The 19,654-nt window shown below is 73.6% G+C and carries 16 protein-coding genes; 8 read left to right on the plus strand and 8 right to left on the minus strand.

What is annotated here, in order from left to right:
* Positions 1–2: 2 nt before the first annotated feature.
* The 3 genes from ACLQ2X_RS22515 to ACLQ2X_RS22525 all read right to left on the minus strand — a co-directional run bounded on the left by ACLQ2X_RS22515 (position 3) and on the right by ACLQ2X_RS22525 (position 3,125).
* On the minus strand, positions 3–881 hold the full coding sequence (locus ACLQ2X_RS22515; protein ID WP_425683064.1) for an HAD family hydrolase: 879 nt from the start codon (positions 879–881) through the stop codon (positions 3–5).
* Positions 882–995: 114 nt separating this feature from the next.
* Positions 996–1,847: a DUF5667 domain-containing protein gene (locus ACLQ2X_RS22520; protein ID WP_425683065.1), complete on the minus strand. Its 852-nt coding sequence runs from the start codon at positions 1,845–1,847 to the stop codon at positions 996–998.
* A gap of 297 nt (positions 1,848–2,144) precedes the next feature.
* Positions 2,145–3,125, minus strand: coding sequence for an ECF subfamily RNA polymerase sigma factor, BldN family (locus ACLQ2X_RS22525; RefSeq protein ID WP_425683066.1), 981 nt, complete (start codon positions 3,123–3,125; stop codon positions 2,145–2,147).
* Between the two features lie 620 nt (positions 3,126–3,745).
* On the opposite strand from ACLQ2X_RS22525, the gene ACLQ2X_RS22530 reads away from it, so the two are divergent.
* Complete coding sequence (locus ACLQ2X_RS22530) at positions 3,746–4,000, plus strand: glutaredoxin family protein (RefSeq protein WP_425683067.1); 255 nt, start codon at positions 3,746–3,748, stop codon at positions 3,998–4,000.
* Positions 4,001–4,014: 14 nt separating this feature from the next.
* Positions 4,015–4,665 carry an HAD family hydrolase gene (locus ACLQ2X_RS22535; protein ID WP_425683068.1) on the plus strand — a complete coding sequence of 217 codons (651 nt, stop codon included), beginning with the start codon at positions 4,015–4,017 and terminating at the stop codon, positions 4,663–4,665.
* Between the two features lie 39 nt (positions 4,666–4,704).
* On the opposite strand, the gene ACLQ2X_RS22540 is transcribed toward ACLQ2X_RS22535, so the two are convergent.
* Complete coding sequence (locus tag ACLQ2X_RS22540) at positions 4,705–5,361, minus strand: response regulator (RefSeq protein ID WP_425683144.1); 657 nt, start codon at positions 5,359–5,361, stop codon at positions 4,705–4,707.
* A 110-nt stretch (positions 5,362–5,471) separates the two neighbouring features.
* Positions 5,472–6,776 carry a sensor histidine kinase gene (locus ACLQ2X_RS22545; protein WP_425683069.1) on the minus strand — a complete coding sequence of 435 codons (1,305 nt, stop codon included), beginning with the start codon at positions 6,774–6,776 and terminating at the stop codon, positions 5,472–5,474.
* A gap of 388 nt (positions 6,777–7,164) precedes the next feature.
* Here ACLQ2X_RS22545 and ACLQ2X_RS22550 point away from each other — a divergent pair, with 388 nt between their 5' ends.
* The 6 genes from ACLQ2X_RS22550 to ACLQ2X_RS22575 all read left to right on the plus strand — a co-directional run bounded on the left by ACLQ2X_RS22550 (position 7,165) and on the right by ACLQ2X_RS22575 (position 13,891).
* Positions 7,165–7,935: a redox-sensing transcriptional repressor Rex gene (locus tag ACLQ2X_RS22550; protein ID WP_425683070.1), complete on the plus strand. Its 771-nt coding sequence runs from the start codon at positions 7,165–7,167 to the stop codon at positions 7,933–7,935.
* Positions 7,932–9,305 (plus strand): glutamyl-tRNA reductase, encoded by a 1,374-nt coding sequence (locus ACLQ2X_RS22555; RefSeq protein WP_425683071.1) that lies wholly within the window; start codon positions 7,932–7,934, stop codon positions 9,303–9,305. Before ACLQ2X_RS22550 ends, ACLQ2X_RS22555 begins: the two co-directional genes overlap by 4 nt.
* Positions 9,302–10,288, plus strand: coding sequence for a hydroxymethylbilane synthase (gene hemC / locus ACLQ2X_RS22560; protein WP_425683072.1), 987 nt, complete (start codon positions 9,302–9,304; stop codon positions 10,286–10,288). The genes ACLQ2X_RS22555 and hemC overlap by 4 nt, the downstream gene beginning before the upstream one ends.
* Positions 10,285–11,865, plus strand: a complete 1,581-nt coding sequence (locus ACLQ2X_RS22565; protein WP_425683073.1) for a uroporphyrinogen-III synthase — start codon at positions 10,285–10,287, stop codon at positions 11,863–11,865. The genes hemC and ACLQ2X_RS22565 overlap by 4 nt, the downstream gene beginning before the upstream one ends.
* Positions 11,866–11,879: 14 nt before the next feature.
* Positions 11,880–12,863 carry a porphobilinogen synthase gene (gene hemB / locus ACLQ2X_RS22570; RefSeq protein ID WP_425683074.1) on the plus strand — a complete coding sequence of 328 codons (984 nt, stop codon included), beginning with the start codon at positions 11,880–11,882 and terminating at the stop codon, positions 12,861–12,863.
* 440 nt (positions 12,864–13,303) lie between these two features.
* Positions 13,304–13,891, plus strand: a complete 588-nt coding sequence (locus tag ACLQ2X_RS22575) for a helix-turn-helix domain-containing protein (protein ID WP_425683075.1) — start codon at positions 13,304–13,306, stop codon at positions 13,889–13,891.
* Positions 13,892–13,923: 32 nt separating this feature from the next.
* Here the strand turns inward: ACLQ2X_RS22575 and ACLQ2X_RS22580 are convergent, their stop codons facing one another.
* From ACLQ2X_RS22580 to ACLQ2X_RS22590, 3 genes are all read right to left on the minus strand, one after another.
* The gene (locus tag ACLQ2X_RS22580) at positions 13,924–17,193 is read right to left on the minus strand and encodes a lamin tail domain-containing protein (protein ID WP_425683076.1); all 3,270 of its coding nucleotides are present in this window, start codon (positions 17,191–17,193) and stop codon (positions 13,924–13,926) included.
* A 90-nt stretch (positions 17,194–17,283) separates the two neighbouring features.
* Positions 17,284–18,300, minus strand: coding sequence for a GNAT family N-acetyltransferase (locus ACLQ2X_RS22585; protein WP_425683145.1), 1,017 nt, complete (start codon positions 18,298–18,300; stop codon positions 17,284–17,286).
* A gap of 67 nt (positions 18,301–18,367) precedes the next feature.
* A complete protein-coding gene (locus ACLQ2X_RS22590; protein ID WP_425683077.1) occupies positions 18,368–19,612 on the minus strand; it encodes a lytic murein transglycosylase in 1,245 nt (414 codons plus the stop codon).
* Positions 19,613–19,654: the final 42 nt, after the last annotated feature.

Below are 19,654 nucleotides of genomic sequence, written 5' to 3' on the forward strand. Positions count from 1 at the left end.
CCTCAGGCGCTGCGATGGCGGCGCCTGTGCAACGCCATCCCGGCGGTGACGGCACCAGCGAGCAGCCCGGCGGCGGCGGTGGAGGGCACGGCGATGCGTACGGCCCGCCGCCCGGTGCGGAAGTCGCGCACGTCCCAGCCCCGATCCCGGGCCTGCCGCAGCAGCGCCGGGTCGGGGTTGACCGCCACCGCGCGCCCGACCGCCGACAGCATCGGCAGGTCGTTGGCGGAGTCGCTGTAGGCGGCGCAGCGGGTCAGGTCCAGCGCTTCCACGGCCGCTAGCTGGGCGACTGCCTCGGCCTTCGCCGGCCCGTGCATCAGGTCGCCGACCAGCCGACCGGTGTACGCCCCGTCGACCACCTCGGCCACCGTGCCGATCGCGCCGGTCAGGCCGAGCCGGACCGCGATCACCCGGCCGATCTCCACCGGGGCCGCGCTGACCAGCCACACCCGCTGGCCCACGTCGAGGTGACGCTGGGCGAGCCGGCGGGTGCCGGCCCAGATGCGCGGCGCCATCAGCTCGTCGAAGATCTCCTCGGCGAGGCGTTCGATGTCGTCGACCCGCCAACCCTGGACGAAGGCGAGCGCCGCCTCCTTGGCCTGGGACATGTCGCCGGCGTGCTCGGTGGCGAGCAGCCGGAACCGGGCCTGCTGCCAGGCGAACCGGGCCAGGTCCGCGGCGGTGAAGTAGTTGCGGGCGGCGAGCCCGCGCGCGAACCAGTAGATCGACGCGCCCTGCATCATCGTGTTGTCCACGTCGAAGAAGGCGGCGGCTGTCGGGTCGGGCGTGACCGTGGTCGCGGGCGCGGACGGTGCCTCCGACCAACCCGCGGTGTGCCCGTGGGCGTCGGTGCTGACCGTCACCTTCCGGGACCCGGCCACGGGCGACCTCCCTGCCTCGACGACCGCGTGCGCGGCTCCGTGCCGAGCGTATCCGGCAGGTGATGGCGGTCGGGTCGTCGTCGGGAGAAGTGTGGTGCGGTCGGCGTCCGCCGTTCAGCGGTCGGCGGGGCAACTGGCCGGTGTGGGCCCGAGTGCGTCACCGGTCGCCGGTGCGGGCAGCCCGCAGGCGATCGTCTCGCGGAGCGCGTCGGCGCGTTTGCCGGCCGCGTCGAGCAGGGCGAGCGAGCGCCGGGTCCGGTCCCGGTCGGCGTGGTCGGGTCGGTCGAGCAGGCCGCTGACCACCCGGCGTTGGCCGGCGAGGAACGCGTCCACCGCGTCGAGCGCCGTCGGGTCGGCGCGCTGCGCGGCGACCGAGGTCAGCAGGCGTACGCCCTGGCGGGTGTCCGAGTCCATGTCGTCGAGGACGGCGCTGAAACCGAGCCGGTCGTCGCGGACCGAGGAGGCCTCGTCGAGCCGGGTGCGGGCGAAGTCGAGGAAGAGCTGTCCGCGGCTGACGTCTGAGCTGGCCAGCGCGAGCTGGGCGCGTTCGGTGGAGCGCTTCATGCCGTAGAGGGCGTCGCCGGGCAGCGCGTTCTCGCTGGCGGCGGAGATGCCGGAGAGGGCGATCGCACCGGCGGCCACGCCGACCAGGATCGCGCCCCGGGCCCGCGCCCGGCGGCCGGTGATCGCGGGCAGCAGGGCATTGCGTACGCCGGTGGGCCGCTCCGGCGCGGCGACGCCCTCACGCTCGGCGGCGGCCACGACCATGGCACGCAGGCCGGCGCGAAAGTCGGGATCCACCGCGACGTCGGGTCGCTCGGCGGCGAGCCGGCGGGGCACCTCGACGAGCGCGTTGAGTTCGTCGTCCGCCCTGGACCGGACGTGGTGCCGACGTCCGCCGTTGGCCTCGTCGAGGAGTTGCGCGAAGCGCTCGGCCCGCCGACGGGAGAAGAGGTCGCTGTCCACCGCGGCACCCCCTCTCGCTGGTCACGGCCGGGCGGCCGTTGTCGTCACCAGCGACCGGTGGCTATGAGTGGCGCGGAGCCGACCGGAGCGGCCGACCTGACCCGCTGGGCCGGGTGGCCCGGGGGCACCGGACAACCACTGGTCGCACCCGGAGAAACGGTTCGCGCCGGTGGCCGGTTACGGCCGGACCGGCGGCGAATCACTGGCAGTGACGACGGCCACGGCACCAGTCGGGCACGCGACACCGCCCGGCACCGGCGCGCCGGTGCCGGGACGGGCGAGGCGGAGGCGGGTCGGTCAGGAACGGAAGCCGTCGGGCAACAGCCGGGCCAGGGCCCGCACCGCCCGGTACTGCAGGGCCTTGATGGCGCCTTCGTTCTTGCCCATGCAGCGGGCCGTCTCGGCAACCGAGAAGCCCTGGAGGAAGCGCAGCACGATGCACTCCTGCTGCTCCGGGTTGAGTTGCTTGACGGCGCTGAGCAGGGCCACGTTCGTGATGTGCTCCACCACCGCGGCCTCCGGGCTGCCCTCCGGCCCGCGGTCCTCCCGGTCGGCGTCGAGGACGTCGCCGGTGGTCACCTCCAGGCGGTAGCGGCCGGACTTGAAGTGGTCGGCGACCAGGTTGCGGGCGATGGTGACCAGCCAGGCACCCAGGTCGCGCCCCTGCCACGTGAAGCTGCCGATCCGCTTGAGCGCCCGCAGGAACGTGTCGGAGGTGAGGTCTTCGGCGAGTTGCCGGTTGCCGACCCGGAAGTAGACGAACCGGAAGACGGTGTCGACGTACCTGTCGTAGATCAGCCCGAACGCCTCGGCCTCGCCGGCCTGCGCACGTTCGACGAGTGTCCACACCTCGGTCGCCGGGTCGGACGGGTCGGGTCGGCTGGGGAACCCGGTGATGGGGGACACGGCCGGCATGGCCGGTACGGCCGGCAGGACCGCGGTGTCGCCGGTGGTCACCGCGGGCAGCACGGCGGTCTCGGCCGCGGACGGCTCGCCGCCGGGGGCCGGGTCGCCGCGTCGCGCCTGGGCCGGCATGGTGGGGCGGGCCGGGTTGGCCAGCCGACCGGCCGGCGGCTTCGCGTTGCCGCCGGGCACCACGGGTCTCGGTGGCGCCTCGTTGGCGTGGTGCGCCCGGCTGCGGACGCGCCGGCCCTCTCCGCGTACCGCGAGCGTGCCGTCGGTGCCGCGTGGGGCCGGGTCCGCCCGCTCGTTGAGCGGGTTCCGCTGGGTGGGGCCGGTGATGCCGGCCGGACGTTCGGCGTAACCGAAGGTGGTCACCGTGCCTCCCCGATCCGAGTGGACAGCACACCTGCCGGGTGCCGCGGCGGTGCGGCGCGACCGGGCACGACCCGGTCGGGCGCGGCCGGGTCGGGATGTGCCGACGGGCGGCAGATCCCCTTGAGGTGCTGGTCCAATGCGCTCACAGGCACGGGGGCCTCCTCGGGCTGAGGGGTGTCGACTCACGGCAAATGGGGTGAGCCGACCCGAGTGATGATAAGGCCAACGTCACCCGCGCGTGGCAAGTCCGTTACACAGAGCGGAAGTATTTACCGCCAGGTCGCACAGATGGCGGACGCGTTGTCCGTCATGCGCGGTTGACTTTCCCTCGGGAGCCTGGTCCTGAGTGGAAAGTCCTGGTCGGAGTGGATATTTTCGGCCGCTCGGCGTGTCGCGGCGGCGGTCTGTTCGGGTGGTTCCAGGTCCCGGGCCCGCGGTGGCGACGATCTTCATCCCGCCAGCGGGAATCCCACCCTACGTCAGCGGCAGTCCCGTGCAGGGGACGCTGCCCGGCGTGGCGCGACCACCGCGGCACGTACGGGTCCACCCGGCCCGCGGGCGTCCCCCACCGCACGCCGCTGTGCCAGACTCAGCCACCGAGAACCGCACGGAGGTAACCGATGTCCAGTGACGCGAGGCTCATCCTGATCACCCGGCCCGGCTGCCACCTCTGCGACGACGCGAAGGTGGCGCTCGACCGGGTGGTGGCGGTCACCGGCGACCGGTGGGTGGAGAAGGACGTGAGCGGCGACGTCGAGCTGGAACGCGAATACGGCGACCGGCTGCCGGTGGTGCTGCTCGACGGCCGGGAGCACGGCTACTGGCGTGTCGAGGAGGACCGGCTCCTGCGGGACCTGACCACCCCACAGCTCTGAACTATGGTGCGGGGGTGACGGGTACACGACGCCACCTCGTGTGGGACTGGAACGGGACGCTCCTCGACGATCTCGACCTGGTGGTGCGCGCCACAAACGTCGCCTTCGCCAGCGCCGGCGGCCCCGCGGTCACCGCGGCCGAGCACCGGGTGCGGTTCCGCCGGCCGATCGCCGACTACTACGCCGAGATGCTCGGGCAGGCCATCGACGCCGAGGCGTTCGGCGTGCTCGACCGGGTCTTCCACGACGCGTACCGGACCGGGCTGACCACCTGCGCGCTGGCCGCCGACGCCACCACGGCGATCGCCGCGTGGCCGGGCAGCCAATCGCTGCTGTCCATGTGGTTCCACGACGAACTGGTGCCGACCGTGCGGACCTACGGGTTGACGCCGCACTTCCGCCGGGTGGACGGGCTCCGTTCGACAGTCGGTGGCGGGCACAAGGCCGAGTGGCTGGAGAGGCACCTGACCGAGCTGGGGTTGGCCGGGCACGAGGTGGTGCTGATCGGCGACTCGCTGGACGACGCCGACGCCGCCGCCTCGGTCGGCGCCCGCTGCGTGCTCTACACCGGCGGCCTGTCCGACCCGGACCGGCTGCGCGCCAGCGGCCATCCGGCGGCCGACACGCTCACCGAAGCCGTGACCCTGGCACACACCCTTCCCTGACCGCCGGGGCGGCCGGGCCGCCCCCTTCGGCAGAGCCGCTCAGGCGCGCAGGTGGGCCAGGACGGCCAGGACCCGACGGTGGTGGGTCGTCGCGTCCGGCGGGAGGCCGAGCTTGGTGAAGATGTTGCGGACGTGCTTCTCGACCGCCCCGTCGCTCACCACCAGGGCACGGGCGACGGCGGTGTTCGACCGGCCCTCGGCCATCAGCGCCAGCACCTCCCGCTCGCGCGGGGTCAGCGCCGCCAGGGGATCGTCGCGCCGCCGCCGTACCAGCAGTTGACTGATCACCTCCGGGTCGAGCACGGTGCCCCCGGCGGCCACCCGGGCCAGCCCGTCCAGGAACTCGTCGATCGCGGCCACCCGGTCCTTGAGCAGGTAGCCGATTCCGCCGCCGGCCCCGCCCGCGGTGTCCAGCAGGTCGTCGGCGTACGACACCTCGACGTACTGGGAGAGCACCAGGATCGGCGTACCAGGAATCCGGCGCCTGATCTCCACCGCCGCGCGCAGCCCCTCGTCGGTGTGCGACGGCGGCATCCGCACGTCCACCACCGAGATGTCGGGGCGGTGGGTCACCACCGCCTCCACCAGGGCGACACCGTCGCCGACGGCGGCCACCACCTCGTGTCCGTGCTCGGTCAGCAGCCGGATCAGCCCTTCCCGGAGCAGTACGGCGTCGTCCGCGATCACCACCCGCATGGGTCCGGTGTCTACCACGTCCGGGTCCGGCTCCCACCGCTCGACGCGCGGCCGGTGTGCGTCCACGGCGCGGTCGGGCGGTGTGGAGGCCGGCGCCGGGCCGTCCGGGGTCACCTCGGCAACTCGGCGTGGACCCGGGTGGGCCCGCCGGTCGGACTGGCGACCTCCAGCGTGCCGCCCGCCGCCCGGGCCCGGTCGGCGATGCCGCTGAGCCCGTGCCCCTTGGCCAGGTGGGCGCCGCCGATCCCGTCGTCGGTGACGGTGATCTCCAGCCGGCCCACCTTCCGGGTCACCTCGACCTGGCAGATGCCGGCCCGGCTGTGCTTCGAGACGTTCGTCAGCGCCTCGGCCACCACGAAGTACGCGGTGCTCTCCAGCCCGGCGTCGAGTCGACCGTCGGCGGTGCCCAGGTCGTCGTCGACGGTCAGCTCGGTCGGCACCAGCGAGCGGGCGGCGAGCGCGGCGAGCGCGCTGGGCAGTCCCCGGTCGACCAGGATCGGCGGCGCGATGCCCCGGGACAGGGCGCGCAGCTCGTCGAGGGTCTCCCGGGTCTGCGCGACCGCCTCGTCCAGGGTCTGCCGGGCGGCCTCCGGGTCGGCGGCGAGCTGGTGCCGGGCCCGGCCCAGGTCCATCGCCAGCCGGACCAGGCGTTGCTGCGGCCCGTCGTGGATGTCGCGCTCCAGCCGGCGCAGCGCGGACGCCTCGGCGGAGGCGGCGGCCCGCTTCTGCTCCTCCAGCGTGATGATCCGCTGTCGCATCTGGGCCACGCCGGTCAGCAGCGAGTTCGCCAGGCCGGCCTGGAGCCGGGCGCAGCCCCGGGCCACCAGTGGGAGGGTGAGCAGCGCGAACACGCCGATCGCGGTGTTCAGGGCGATCCGCGCGCCGGCGCCGTCGCCCATCCCGAGAAGCTGGCTGAGGTCCTGGTCTTCGGGCCCGCGCGGGATGGCCCAGTCCCAGGTCACGTAGAGCGTGCCGGCCAGGGCGGAGGCCCACCAGCTCACCAGCAGCGTGAAGGCCGTCACGCCCGTCACCAGGTGCAGGATCGCGTGCAGCAGGTCGAGCCACGACTGCGCGTCCCGGATCGGGGTGAACACCCGCCGCCAGAACCCGGCGTGCGGATCGGGGCGGCGGTAGATCGGGCGGACGCGGGGGCGGCCCAGCAGCTGGGCCAGCCGGAGCCGCTCCAGGTCGGCCAGCCCACGGACCGCGTAGAGCGTGACGGCGAGGACCGGCAGGCCGAGCGTGGTCACCAGCAGCCCGGCGGTGAGCGAGATCCCCACCACGGCGAGCACGAAGCCGACTATCGACAGCGGGAGGCCGACAAGTACATAGGTGGAGTCGCGCCCGAGCTGCCGGAGCAGACCCCGGATGGGGGAGGCGGGAGCGTTCGCGGTGCTCAGCGGTACAGCGGTCATGATTCGAGGCTATGGGCCGGTGGCCCGCCGACCCATCCCGCTCACTGCCGGATTCGGGGTGGGGTTCTCCCTACTCGAACGTGAGACGCGCCTCTCCTTCCCGGTGACACAGCGCTGTCGGGCGCGCGCGATTGGTCAGAGAAGTCGGGATTGAGCAATAATCGCCACGCGCCGCCGAGGGGCGCGGTCGATCGATCTTGTCGGAATGGAGGAGCAGGTGGCGCCACGTCGCGAACTATCAAGATCGCGATTTGTGCACCCCTTCACAAGCGCCTACTCTGTAGTTCCGACGCGCCCTAGTAGCACAGCCGGCAACAGCGGTCGCCAGTGGGCGTCCCGAGAAGATCGGCCCCTGCCGCCGGTCGAGGATCGCACCGCACGGAGTCTCATGAGTCAGCACCGTCACTCAGGCGCGACCGGCCGCACCGGTGCCGTACCGGCGCTCCCGGAGCTGCCCGAGGCGACCGTGTCCCGGCTTCCGGAATACCTGCGTGCGCTGCACGTGCTCGCCGACGCTGGGCACGAGACGGTCTCCAGCGAGGGCCTTGCCAACGCCGTCGGGGTCAACTCCGCGAAGCTCCGCAAGGACCTGTCCCACCTCGGCTCGTACGGCACCCGCGGCGTCGGCTACGACGTCGCGCTGCTGATCGACCAGATCGAGTCGGTGCTCGGGCTCACCCAGGACCGGGCCGTCGCGCTTGTCGGCGTGGGTAACCTCGGTCACGCCCTGGCCGGCTACGACGGTTTCGCCAACCGCGGGTTCCGCATCGCCGCCCTCCTCGACGCCGACTGGTCCCGGGTCGGTGAGCAGATCAGCGGGCTGGTCGTCCGGCACGTCGACGAGCTGCCCCGGATCGTCGCCGAGGAGTCCATCTCGATCGGCGTGATCGCCACCCCCGCCCCGGCCGCCCAGGCGGTGGCAGACCAGCTCGTCGCGGTCGGCGTAACGAGCATCCTCAACTTCGCGCCCTGCGTACTCTCGGTTCCGCACGGGGTCGACGTGCGCAAGGTCGACCTCGCCATCGAGCTGCAGATCCTGTCCTTCCACGAGCACCGCAAGGCATCGCTGACCGCGCTTCCCACCACCGGCGGATCAGCCCTCACCGCCCTGCCCGGCGGGCTCGCGGCCACCGACACCCAGGAGGCGATCGGCACGTGAAACTGCTCGTCGTCGGCGCGTCCTACCGCACCGCCCCGGTCGCCACCCTGGAACAACTGGCCGTCGGGCCCGCCGATCTCACCCGGACCCTGGGCCGCCTGATCGCCCAGCCGTACGTCGCCGAGGCCGTCCTCGTCTCCACCTGCAACCGCGTGGAGGTCTACGCCGCCGTCTCCGGCTTCCACGGCGGACTCGGCGACATCTGCGCGATCCTGGCCGAACAGGCCGGCTGCCAACCGGCGGCGCTCGCCCCGCACCTCTACGTGCACTACGACGCCGCCGCCGTCGACCACGTCTTCCGGGTGGCCGCCGGGCTGGACTCGATGGTGGTCGGCGAGGCGCAGATCCTCGGCCAGCTCCGCGACGCCTACCACTGCGCGGGCAGCGCCGACTCGGCCGGCCGCCTGCTGCACGAGCTGATGCAGCAGGCGCTGCGGGTCGGCAAGCGCGCGCACGCCGAGACCAACATCGACCGGGCCGGGCAGAGCGTCGTCACCGCCGCCCTCGACCTCGCCGCCGACATGCTCGACGGCGACCTGGCCGGGCGCCCCGCCATGGTGGTCGGCGCGGGCGCGATGGGGTCGCTGGGCGTGGCCACCCTGTCCCGGATGGGTGCCGGTCCGCTCACCGTCACCAACCGGGGCGCCGCCCGCGCGCAGCGGCTCGCCGAGTCGTACGGCGCGGATGCTGTCCCGATGGCCGAACTGGTCGACGCGCTCGCCGACGTGGACGTCGTGATCGCGGCCACCGCCGCCACCGACCCGGTGCTCACCCACGACGTGGTGACCCGGGCGCTGGCCCGGCGCGACGCCGACCGGGGCCCCCTGGTCCTGCTCGACCTGGCCGTCCCCCGTGACGTCGAGCCGGGCGTCGGCGAGCTACCCGGCGTCGAGGTGATCGACATCGACCGGATGGCCGCCGTCCTCGCCGACGGGCCGGCCGCCGCCGACGCCGCCGAGGTGGCCCGGATCGTGACCGGCGAGGTCCAGGCGTTCCTGAGCTGGCTGCGCGGCGCCGACGTGGCGCCGACCGTGGCCGCCCTGCGCGGCCGGGCCGAGGACGTGGTCTCCGCCGAGCTGCGCCGGCTCGGCCAGCGCCGCCCCGACCTCAGCGACGACCAGCGCGCCGAGGTGGCCCGCACCGTGCACCGGGTCGTGCAGCGGCTGCTGCACCAGCCGACCGTACGGGTGCGCCAGCTCGCCGCCGAACCCGGCGGAGACCAGTACGCGGCGCTGCTGCGCGAGCTGTTCGACCTGGACGTACCGCAGACCTCCCCGGTGGACACCGTCCCCGACGTGGTCACCACGGACCTCGACGGTCGGCCGTCGTTCGACGCCGCCGACCTCCCGCCCACCGGAGGAGTGCGATGACCACCCCCCTGCGCCTCGGCACCCGGGGCAGCGCCCTGGCGATGGCACAGTCCGGCCACGTCGCCGAGGCCCTCACCGCGGCCACCGGCCGGCCGGTCGAGCTTGTCGAGGTGGTGACCGCCGGAGACCGGTCCACCGCCCCGGTGCAGCGGCTCGGCGTCGGCGTGTTCGTCTCCGCCCTGCGCGACGCGCTGACCGCCGGTGAGATCGACTTCGCCGTCCACTCGTACAAGGACCTGCCCACCGCGGCGGCGCCCGGCCTGCACATCGCGGCCGTGCCGCCCCGGCAGGACCCGCGGGACGCGCTGGTGGCCACGAACGGCCGTACGCTCGCCGAACTGCCACCCGGTGCCCGGGTCGGCACCGGCGCGCTGCGCCGGATCGCCCAGCTGCACGCGCTGGGCATGCAGTTGGAGGTCACCCCGATCCGGGGCAACATCGACACCCGGCTCGGCCGGGTGCTCGGCCCGGACGCCGACCTCGATGCCGTCGTGCTGGCCCGGGCCGGACTCCACCGGATCGGGCGTGTCGACGCCATCACCGAGACGCTCGACCCGATGCTCATGCTGCCCGCACCCGCTCAGGGCGCGCTGGCCGTCGAGTGCCGGGCCGACGACCAGGACGTGATCGAGCTGCTCGCGTTGCTCGACCACGCGCCGTCCCGCGACGCGGTCACCGCGGAGCGGGCGCTACTGGCCACCCTGGAGGCAGGGTGCAGCGCACCCGTCGCCGCGTACGCCGTCCTCGCCGAGGGCGAGCCCACCGCTGAGGGCGACGTAATCGATGAGATCTACCTGCGCGGTGCGGTGATCAGCCCGGACGGTACCCGTGACCTCCGACTGTCCCGCACCGGAACGCCCGCCGACGCGGCGGAGATCGGTAAGGCACTCGCCGCCGAACTCCTCGAACTCGGCGCCGACTCGATCCTCGGCCAGGACGCACAGGCCGGCCCGGGGACCCAGCAACTTGGGAGCACAGAATGACCCGCACCCGTAAGCCCGTAGGCCAGATCGCCTTCGTCGGGGCCGGCCCCGGCGACCCCGGTCTGCTGACCCGCCGGGCGCTCGACGCCCTGGTCGAGGCGGACCAGGTGGTCTACGACCGGGGAGTCCCCGAGTCGCTGCTCACGTACGTCCGCGCGCAGGCCCGGTCCGACGCCGAGTTCAGCCCCGCCGAGGGCGTGCCGGGGGACGTGGCGAAGGTGCTGATCTCCGCGGCCCGGGCCGGACAGAACGCCGTGCACCTGGTGGCCGGCGACCCGTTCGGCCACGACTCGGTGGTCAAGGAGGTGCAGGCGGTGGCGCGTACCGCCGCGCACTTCGAGGTGGTGCCGGGCGTCAGCCAGGCCGAGGGCGTGGCGACCTACGCGGGCGTCCCGCTGCCCGGTGTGCGCACCGCCGCCGACGTCGAGGACGTCACCACGCTGGACTTCGACGCGCTCGCCACCGCGGTGGGCCGGGGTTCGCTGGCGCTGTCCGTGGACGCCGGTGACCTGGCCGCCGTCCGGGACGGCCTGCTGGCCGCCGGGGTCGACGGCGTCACCCCGGTCGGGGTGACCGGTGACGGCACCGGCGAGACGCAGTACACCACCACGTCGACCGTCGAGTCCTTCGTCGCGGCGGCGCTCGGCTTCACCGGCCGGGTGGTGCTCACCGTCGGCGCGGCCGTCACCGACCGGGACAAGCTGAGCTGGTGGGAGAACCGCCCGCTGTACGGCTGGAAGGTGCTGGTGCCCCGCACCAAGGAGCAGGCCGGCGTGATGAGCGCGCGGCTGCGGGCGTACGGGGCGATCCCGTGCGAGGTGCCGACCATCGCGGTCGAGCCGCCGCGTACCCCGGCGCAGATGGAGCGGGCGGTCAAGGGGCTGGTCGACGGCCGGTACGCCTGGGTGATCTTCACGTCGGTGAACGCGGTCCGGGCGGTCTGGGAGAAGTTCGCCGAGCACGGCCTCGACGCCCGCCACTTCGGCGGTGTCAAGATCGCCTGTATCGGTGACGCCACCGCCGAGGCGGTCCGCGCGTTCGGCATCCAGCCGGAGCTGATCCCCTCCGGGGAGCAGTCCTCGGAGGGTCTGCTGGCCGAGTTCTCCCCGCACGACGAGGTCCTCGACCCGGTCGGCCGGGTCCTGCTGCCGCGCGCCGACATCGCCACCGAGACCCTGGCCGCCGGGCTCACCGAGCGGGGCTGGGAGGTCGACGACGTGACCGCGTACCGGACCGTGCGGGCGGCGCCGCCGCCGGCCGAGATCCGCGACGCGATCAAGTCGGGCGGTTTCGACGCGGTGCTGTTCACCTCGTCCTCCACGGTGCGCAACCTGGTCGGCATCGCCGGGAAGCCCCACGCGCGCACGGTTGTTGCAGTCATCGGGCCCAAGACGGCGGAGACCGCGACCGAGTTCGGGCTGCGGGTGGACGTGCAGCCGCCGCACGCTTCGGTCCCCGACCTGGTGGAGGCGCTCGCCGCCTACGCCGTCGAGCTGCGGGAGAAGCTCGCCGCCATGCCGGCGAAGCAGCGTCGCGGTTCGAAGGTGCAGGGCCCGACCGCCCTGAGGTTCCGCTGACAGGAGGCTCTTCCATGCCGTACCCCGAGATCCGGCCCCGGCGGCTGCGCCGTAACGCGGCCGTGCGGCGGCTGGTCTCCGAGACCCGCGTCGACCCGGCCGAGCTGGTCGTGCCGATGTTCGTCAAGGAGGGGCTGACCGAGCCGAGGGCGATCGCCTCGCTCCCGGGGGTGCTCCAGCACTCCCGGGACTCGCTGCGCAAGGCGGCGGCCGAGGCGGTCCAGGCCGGGGTCGGCGGGATCATGCTGTTCGGGGTGCCGGCGACGCGGGACGAGACCGGCTCCGGTGGCATCGACCCGGCGGGCGTGCTCAACGTGGCGATCCGGGACGTGATCTCCGAGGTCGGCGACGCGACGGTGGTGATGAGCGACCTCTGCCTGGACGAGTTCACCTCGCACGGGCACTGCGGGCTGCTCACCCCGGACGGCGGGGTGGACAACGACGCCACGCTCGCCGCGTACGCGGACATGGCGGTCGCCCAGGCCACCGCCGGGGTCCACGTGGTGGGGCCGTCCGGCATGATGGACGGCCAGGTGGGCGTCGTCCGCAAGGCCCTGGACGCCGCCGGGCACCAGGACGTCTCGGTCCTCGCGTACGCCGTCAAGTACGCCTCCGCCTTCTACGGCCCGTTCCGCGACGCGGTGGAATCGGCGCTGGAGGGTGACCGGCGCAGCTACCAGCAGGACCCGGCGAACCTGCGGGAGTCGCTGCGTGAGGTCGAGCTGGACGTGGCCGAGGGCGCCGACATGGTGATGGTCAAGCCGGCGCTGCCCTATCTCGACGTGGTGGCGGCGGTCCGGGCCGCAGTGGACGTCCCGGTGGCCGCCTACCAGGTCTCCGGCGAGTACGCGATGGTCGAGGCGGCTGCCGCGAACGGCTGGATCGACCGGGAACGGGTGATGCTGGAGACGCTCACCTCGATCCGCCGGGCCGGCGCCCAGATCATCCTCACCTACTGGGCAGTCGAGGCCGCCCAGCTGTTGCGCGAGCGCTACTGATCCGTCGGCCCGCCCTGGCCCGCCCTCTCGTCGTGGGGCTGCCGGCGGTCGGCGCGACCTTCTCAGGACCCGCTGCGGTAACTGGTTGTAGTTTTCCGCTCCAGACTCCCTCTCGCTCCGATCCGACTTTGCTCTGCAGCTACCGACGCACCAGGAACTTTCTGTGAGGATAGCGTCCCTGGCTGCAGAGCAAAGTCGACAGGAGTCGACCCCCTTGCGGTCACGGGATGCGAGATAATGTCCGCATTGGGGTAGCTTGTGACTCGGAAGGCTCGCTCGGGTAGTAACGGAATGCGACCATTCCTGATGTCACTCTCTGTGTGCGTCGGGAGGCTTGGCGAGCGTGCCTGTTCGGGGTGAGACGTCGCCAGATGCCGGGGTTTCCACAGGGGCGGGGAGCGGGGTTGCCGGGCTGCGGCGGGACGCGGGACCGTAGCGGCGTGACAGACAGCGCCGACACCCGGACCGAAGTGGCTACCGCCGCGGCTTCCGTCGTGCCCGAGGGGTCCGGCGGGACGGCGCTGCTCACCGAACCCTTCGACATTCCGTTCCCGGCGGCGGGGATCGTTCGCGCGGTTCGTCGTCGGGCCGACGCCAGCCAACGTGAGCTGGCAAGGTTCGCCCGGGTGCATCCGAGCACGCTCGGGCGTATCGAGGCGGGCACGCTGATCCCCAGCCTGGCCATGCTGTCACGGATCCTGGGCACGGCCGGGTTCCGGGTCGTGGTCGTCGACGAGGCCGGCGCGGTGCTCAAGCCGATGCGCGACCGGGCCGACCTGCGTGACGGTGCCCAGCGGCGGTACCCGTCCCACCTCGACGTCGTCACCGACCCGGAACCGGGGGAGTGGTGGGCCGACCGGTACGGGCTGGCCCGCCCGCCGGAGACGTTCTACCGCGACCGGGACGTCCGCGACGCGTTGCGCCGCCGCAGCCAGTGGGAGGTGCGGGTGGCCAAGTACCGCAACGTGCCGCCGCCGCCCGATCCGCAACGGTGCGGATACCGCGGCGGCCCGCCGATCCGCCCATGAGCGAAGCGACGGGCCGCCGGGCCGACCACCGCTCAGTCGTCGTTCAGGATGGTCCCCGCTCCGGACGGGTCGGCGAGCCGCAGACCCGGTACCCCGGTCACGTACAGGGTGAGCCGCTCGTCCGCCTCGCGCTTGCCGTCACCGCGCACGGTGACCGGGAACGCCAGCGACGTCTGGCCCGCGGGCAGCAGCTTGCAACCCACGTACGGGTCGTAGTCGGACCCGGCCTGCGCGGTCGTGCCGTAGGTGGTCGCGCAGAGCAGGGCCGGCTCGGAGAGCGGACGGGACACGGTGACCGTGAACGTCATCGTCCGGGTGCCCTTGTCGCCCTCGGCGACGGAGGTGTCGGCCACCCGCAGCGCGGCCCGGGAGCGGAACCGGGCCACCTGCGGGTCGTGGTCGCTGGCGGCGCGGTCGCCCAGATCCGGCGCGTCCGTGGGGTAGTCGGCGTTGAGGTGCGCGGTCCGCACCTGCACCAGGTCGTCGTGCATCGGGTCGTTGACGAAGAGGTTGTCAAGCGTCTGCGCCTGCCCGCTGAAGGTGTACGAGTACGCCGACGCGGGCGCGTCCGCCACCAGGTCGTCCCACAGGTTGTGCAGCCCCGCCTGGTAGAGCGGCGCGAGCTGGTCCGACGGGGTCGGGTTCTGGGCGGTGGCGATCGGGTCGTCCGGGCGGGGGAAGACGTTCAGGTCGCCGCCGTAGATCACCCGGGCGTTCGGGTCGGCCGCTTCGACCGCCGTGACCAGCGCCGCGCCGTACGCGGCCTGCTCCCGGCGCTGCCCGACCCGGCTGTCCGGCCCGGACGAGAAGTGGTTGGCGACCGCCCAGAGCGTGAACCGCTCGGTGGAGCCGGGGCCGGCCTGCACCGTGAACCGGGCCACTTGCGCGGCGCGGGTGTAGACGTTGCTGCCGTCCACGCCAGTGGAGCGGTCCACGTCGGCAGGGAGCACCGCGTTGAACGCCTTCGGGTTCTGCACGTCCGCGTTCGACGGCAACGCCGCCGAGCGGTACGCCACGGTCGGCGCGGACCCCAGCAGCGGGTCGCCCGCGGTGGCCTGGGCCAGCGTCAGCCGGTCGGTGCGGTAGAGGAAGGCCGAGACGATACCCCGGGCGTCCGCGCCGGTCCGGTCGTACGCGGCGGCGTAGGCGGGGCCGCCGTGCGCGGCGATGGCCAGTGCCAACTCCTGCACGGTGTCCGGTGCGCCGTCGGCGTTGTCGGCGTCGCCACAGGCCAGCGTGCCGTCGACGACCGAGCAGATGTCCTGGTCCTCGGCCTCCTGCACGAGGATCAGATCCGGGCTGTGCAGCGAGTTGACGATCTGCCGGGCCTGCACCGCCAGTCTGGCGGCGTACGCCTGCGGGCTGGCCGGCACGTAGTCGAACGGCGGGCTGACCCCGGGGCAGCCGGTGTTGCCGGCGAAGTCGCAGCCGTCGAACGGGTCGTCCCGGTAGTCGTACAGGTTCTCCACGTTGTAGGTGGCGATGGCGACCTCGGCGCCGCGGTCGGCCGGCTGCGGAGGGTGGTTCGCGGCCGGGTCCGCGCCACCGGTCAGGGTGAGCTGCTCGGGCTGCACGCTGTACTTGCTGAACGCGTACGAGACGGAGCCGTAGGCGTCCTCGGTCAGCGTGTCGAACGTACGGGCCTCCGGCAGCAGCGCGCCGGACTCACCGGCGGTCGCCTTCACACCCCCGGCCCCGAGCAGGATCCGCTGGTTGTTGCCGTTGTCGAACAGCGTGCCCGGGATGTCGTCGAGCGGGTGCGCGTCCCGGAACACCCGCCGGGCGTACGGGTCGGACCGCTTCATGATCGGGTCTTCGCGGTCCAGCACGTAGATCTCCGAGTCGGCGGTGGACGCGAAGATGTGCCGGGGCGCGGAGACGCCGCTGCCGGCCCGGACCCGCATCCGCTCGCCCTCGTGGCGTTCCCAGAACCGGTCGGCGGCGGCCGCCTCGGCCGGCGGGACGGCGTCGGTCACCCGCACGACGGTGTCCACGTCGAGCCCGGAGTCGAGCTTGCGGACCAGCGAGGCGCCGGAGAGCTGGGTCTGGTTGAAGTACTCCGAGACCCGGGCGCGCAGCACCACCTCGTCACCGACGGTCGGGGCGTAGCCGCCGATCAACGTGGTGAACGAGCCCATGAACACGAAGATGCCGTCGGCGGTGAGCGGGTCGCCGTCCTCGCTGCCGAGCCGGCTCTGCAGGTAGAAACCCCACTGGTCGGCCCCGGCCGAGCTGCGGGTCAGCGACTTGCTGGTGATGACGCCGCGTACGTCGTACAGCATCGGGCTGGTGCCGTTGCCGCTGGCCGGCGCGAGCGGCGACCGGTCGGTGCGGGCGTCCTCGTCGTCGGCGGTGCGGCCCTGCACCTCGCCGACCGACAGCACGCTCGTGGCCTGCACGGTGAGCGTGCAGGCGGCGGTGTCGCCCTCGGCGTCCGTCGACGTCACCGTGACGGTGTAGGCGCCGGCCGGCAGGCCGGTAGCGGTCAGCGTGGCGGTGGCCGTGCCGCCGTTGTCGGCCGCCGGGGTGAACGCGGTACGGCTGATCGACCCGCTCGCCGGCGCCGGTGCGACGGCGGTGACGGCCAGGCCGGTGATCGTGTCGTCGGCGTCGGTGGCGGTCACCTCGCGGGTCGCGGTGGCCCCCGCCTCCAGCGTCAACGCGCCGCCGCAGGACAGCGTGGGTGGTTGGTCCGTCGGCCCGTCGCCGACGGTGTGGCTGCCCAGCCCGTCGAACGTGTCGGTCGGGAAACCGGCCCACTGTGCGGCGGGTGCGAACGCGTCGGTCGGGTCGGTGTCCCCGGTGGTCACCGAGGGCAGCCGGCGCAGCGTGTTGTCGGCGGTGCTGGTGAGCCCGCTGCCCCACTCGGTGCCCGGGTCCACGCCGACCTGGCCGAGGGAGTCGACGACCGTCGTGCCTCGGCGCAGCACGAGCGCGTCGTCGCCGTTGAACAGCGACCCGGCGTACGTCTGGTCGGCCTGGGCGAGGATCGCCGGGCCGGCCGACGCGGCGGCGAGGACGAACACGTCCCCGGCGGCGACGGTGCCGGTCAGGGCCACGTCGGTCGAGGTGCTCGCCCCGTTGAAGGAGAGCTGGAGCTGGTAGCCGCCGGTGGCCAGGTCGATCGGCGCCCCGGTACCGTTGTACAGCTCGACTGCCTTGTTGTTGGACGACCCCTCGACGTACTCGGAGATGAGCAGGTCGGTGGGCGCGGCGCTGGCCGGCAAGGGCGCGACGCCGATGGCCGTCGCGGTGACCGCGGCGATGGTCGCGAGCGCGGCTAGGGTGCGGCGCGGGCGCATGGGGCCTCCACGATGGTGGGCGGGAACTAACGCACGTTAAGGCTCGGGCAGGTCCGCCGTCCAGCCCTCGGACGGCCGGCGGGTGAACCGTCAGCGATGGCTGTCCAGGCGGTGCACCAGCTCGGCGACGTCCACACCGTACTCGCACCAGTCCCGGTCGGGGCGGTAGCCCAGTTCGGCGTTGACTTTGAGCATCGCCTCGTTGGCCTGCGCGTTCCAGGTCTGCACCTCGGCCAGGTCGGGCTCGGCCGAGCGCAGCTCCAGCAGCATCCGTGCCTTGATCGCCCGGTCGATGCCGTGGCCGCGGTGCTCGCGGACCACGATGGTGTCGTACTGGTCGGCCCGGGTGGGATGCTGCGCCGGCACCACCACCTCGGTCAGCCCGGCCACCTCGCCGGTCTGCTCGTGCACCGCCAGCACGATGTACGGCTTCATGCCCCGCCGGTGCAGCGTGTCGAGGCTGTCGCGCAGCCGCTCCGGGTCGTAGGAGCTGGGCCGCAGTTCGCCGTCGTCCACCTCGCGCACCTCGGCCTTGGCCCGGGCGTACGGCTCCAGGAGCTCGTCCGGCGGCCCGCCCGGCCAGAACTCGACCCGGTAGCCGGCGTCCACCCCGGCGGCCATCTCGGTCAGCGCCGGCCAGTCCACCGTGCGCAGGTCGAGCACGCTGCGGGTCTCGACGTAGTCGCGGGTGAAGCCCAGCGATTCGTAGAACCCCACCGCCGGGGTGTCGCCGACGACCTCCACGCCGATCGACTGGAAGCCCTCGTCCCAGACCCGGCGCGCGGCCACCCGCACCAGTTCGCGGCCGAGACCGCGGCGTCGTGCCGCCGGGTGCACCACCACCTCCAGCACGCCGATGCCGCCGAGCAGCAGCACGTGCACGTGACCGACGATCGGGCCGGGCGTGCCGTCGGGGGCGGGGTCGCCCTGGGCGACCCAGGAGATCCGCCGCTCGCCGGGCATCACCTCGGACAGGTATTCCCGCACGGAGTGCCCCTGCCAGGGCGGATCCTGCGGCAGATCGACCGTGAGGACCGCGTTCAGCGTGTCCAGCAGGGACGCGACTTCGGCGGACGACGCGGTCCGGGGGTCCCACTCGCGCACCATCACCCGTACAGCTTGCCGCCAACCGCAGCCAGGGGGAAGGGTTCAGTCCGCGAATGTACGCACGCCGTCACCTCACGTTGCCGCTGCGCCGCCCGTACTCGTCGGCCTTGTCGAAGACCGCCTGGGCGTACCGACGCACATCGTTGTAGGAGAGGATGGCGCCCCACCAGTCGCCCGGGATGGTCATGTTCCGGCCGCCCTTGCACAGGTACTGGGCGGCGGCCAGCGCCGCGTCGTCGATGTCGTGCGGGTTGCGCACGCCGTCGCCGTCGGCGTCCGCGCCGATCTCCGCCCAGGTGGTCGGGATGAACTGCATCGGGCCGAGCGCCCGGTCGAAGGTCGTGTCGCCGTCGAGCCGCCCCTGGTCGGTGTCGACGATCCGGGACCGGCCACCCTGGCCGTCCAGTTGCTGTCCGCGGATCTCCGGTGTGGCCACGCCGTCGGGTTGCAGCGTGGCGCCGTTGGCCGAGCCGTGGCCGGATTCCACGTGCCCGATGGCGGCCAGCGTGGTCCAGCTCAGCTGGCAGCCGCGGTTGGTCTGGGCCAGCACCAGTTCGGCGTAGCCGTAGGCCTGGAGCGCCACCACGGGGATTCCGGTGGCCGGACTGACCCGCTGCGCCCAGTCGGCCAGCACGTCGGCCGGGCGACCGGTGGGCGGCACCGGGCCGCCGGCCGCGCCGGTGGGTGCGGCGGTGGGTGGGACGGTGCCGGGCAGCCCGGTCGGCTCCGGGAACGGGGGTGCTCCCGGCACGCCGCCGGTTTCCGGCACGGCCTGGCTGGGCGGGGCCGAGGTGGTCTCGGCGGCGACCGGGGCGGATTGCCGGGCCGTCGCCGGTACGAGCACCGCGCCGGCTGCGGTGGCGGCCGCGACCAGGGCGAGCAGGGACAGCGCGGGCAGTGCGGCGCGTCCGCCGGGTCGCCGGGACCAGGCGCGGGTGGCCCGGGCCGCGCCGGTGGCGAGCTGGCGCGGTCGCATCCGGTCTAAGTGCGCGAACGGCACCCGCCGTCGCCGGCCCTCGGTCGCCGGCGCCGCGTCGGTGGTCGGCTTCGCGCTGCCTCCGGTGTCGTCGCCGTCCGCCGCTCCGCCGCCGTCCGCCGCGTCTGCTTCGGCCGGGCGTGTGTCGGCCGCGTCTGCTTCGGCCGGGCGCGGGTCTGCGGTGCCGGTTTCGGCCGGTCGGGTGGCCGGGGTTACCGGGCCGGGCCCGGAGCCGGCCGGGGCGCGCCGAGGGCGGGGAATCGGCCGGGCGCTGCCGTCGGGCGGCGCGGCGGGTCGCAGGGGCCGGGCCGTCGCTCGTCCTTCGCCGTCCACCACCAGTCGAGTATCACCCATCCGAGGTGCGGCGTCAGGCCCGCC

This window comes from Micromonospora sp. DT31, assembly GCF_049841795.1.
Lineage (GTDB): Bacteria > Actinomycetota > Actinomycetes > Mycobacteriales > Micromonosporaceae > Micromonospora.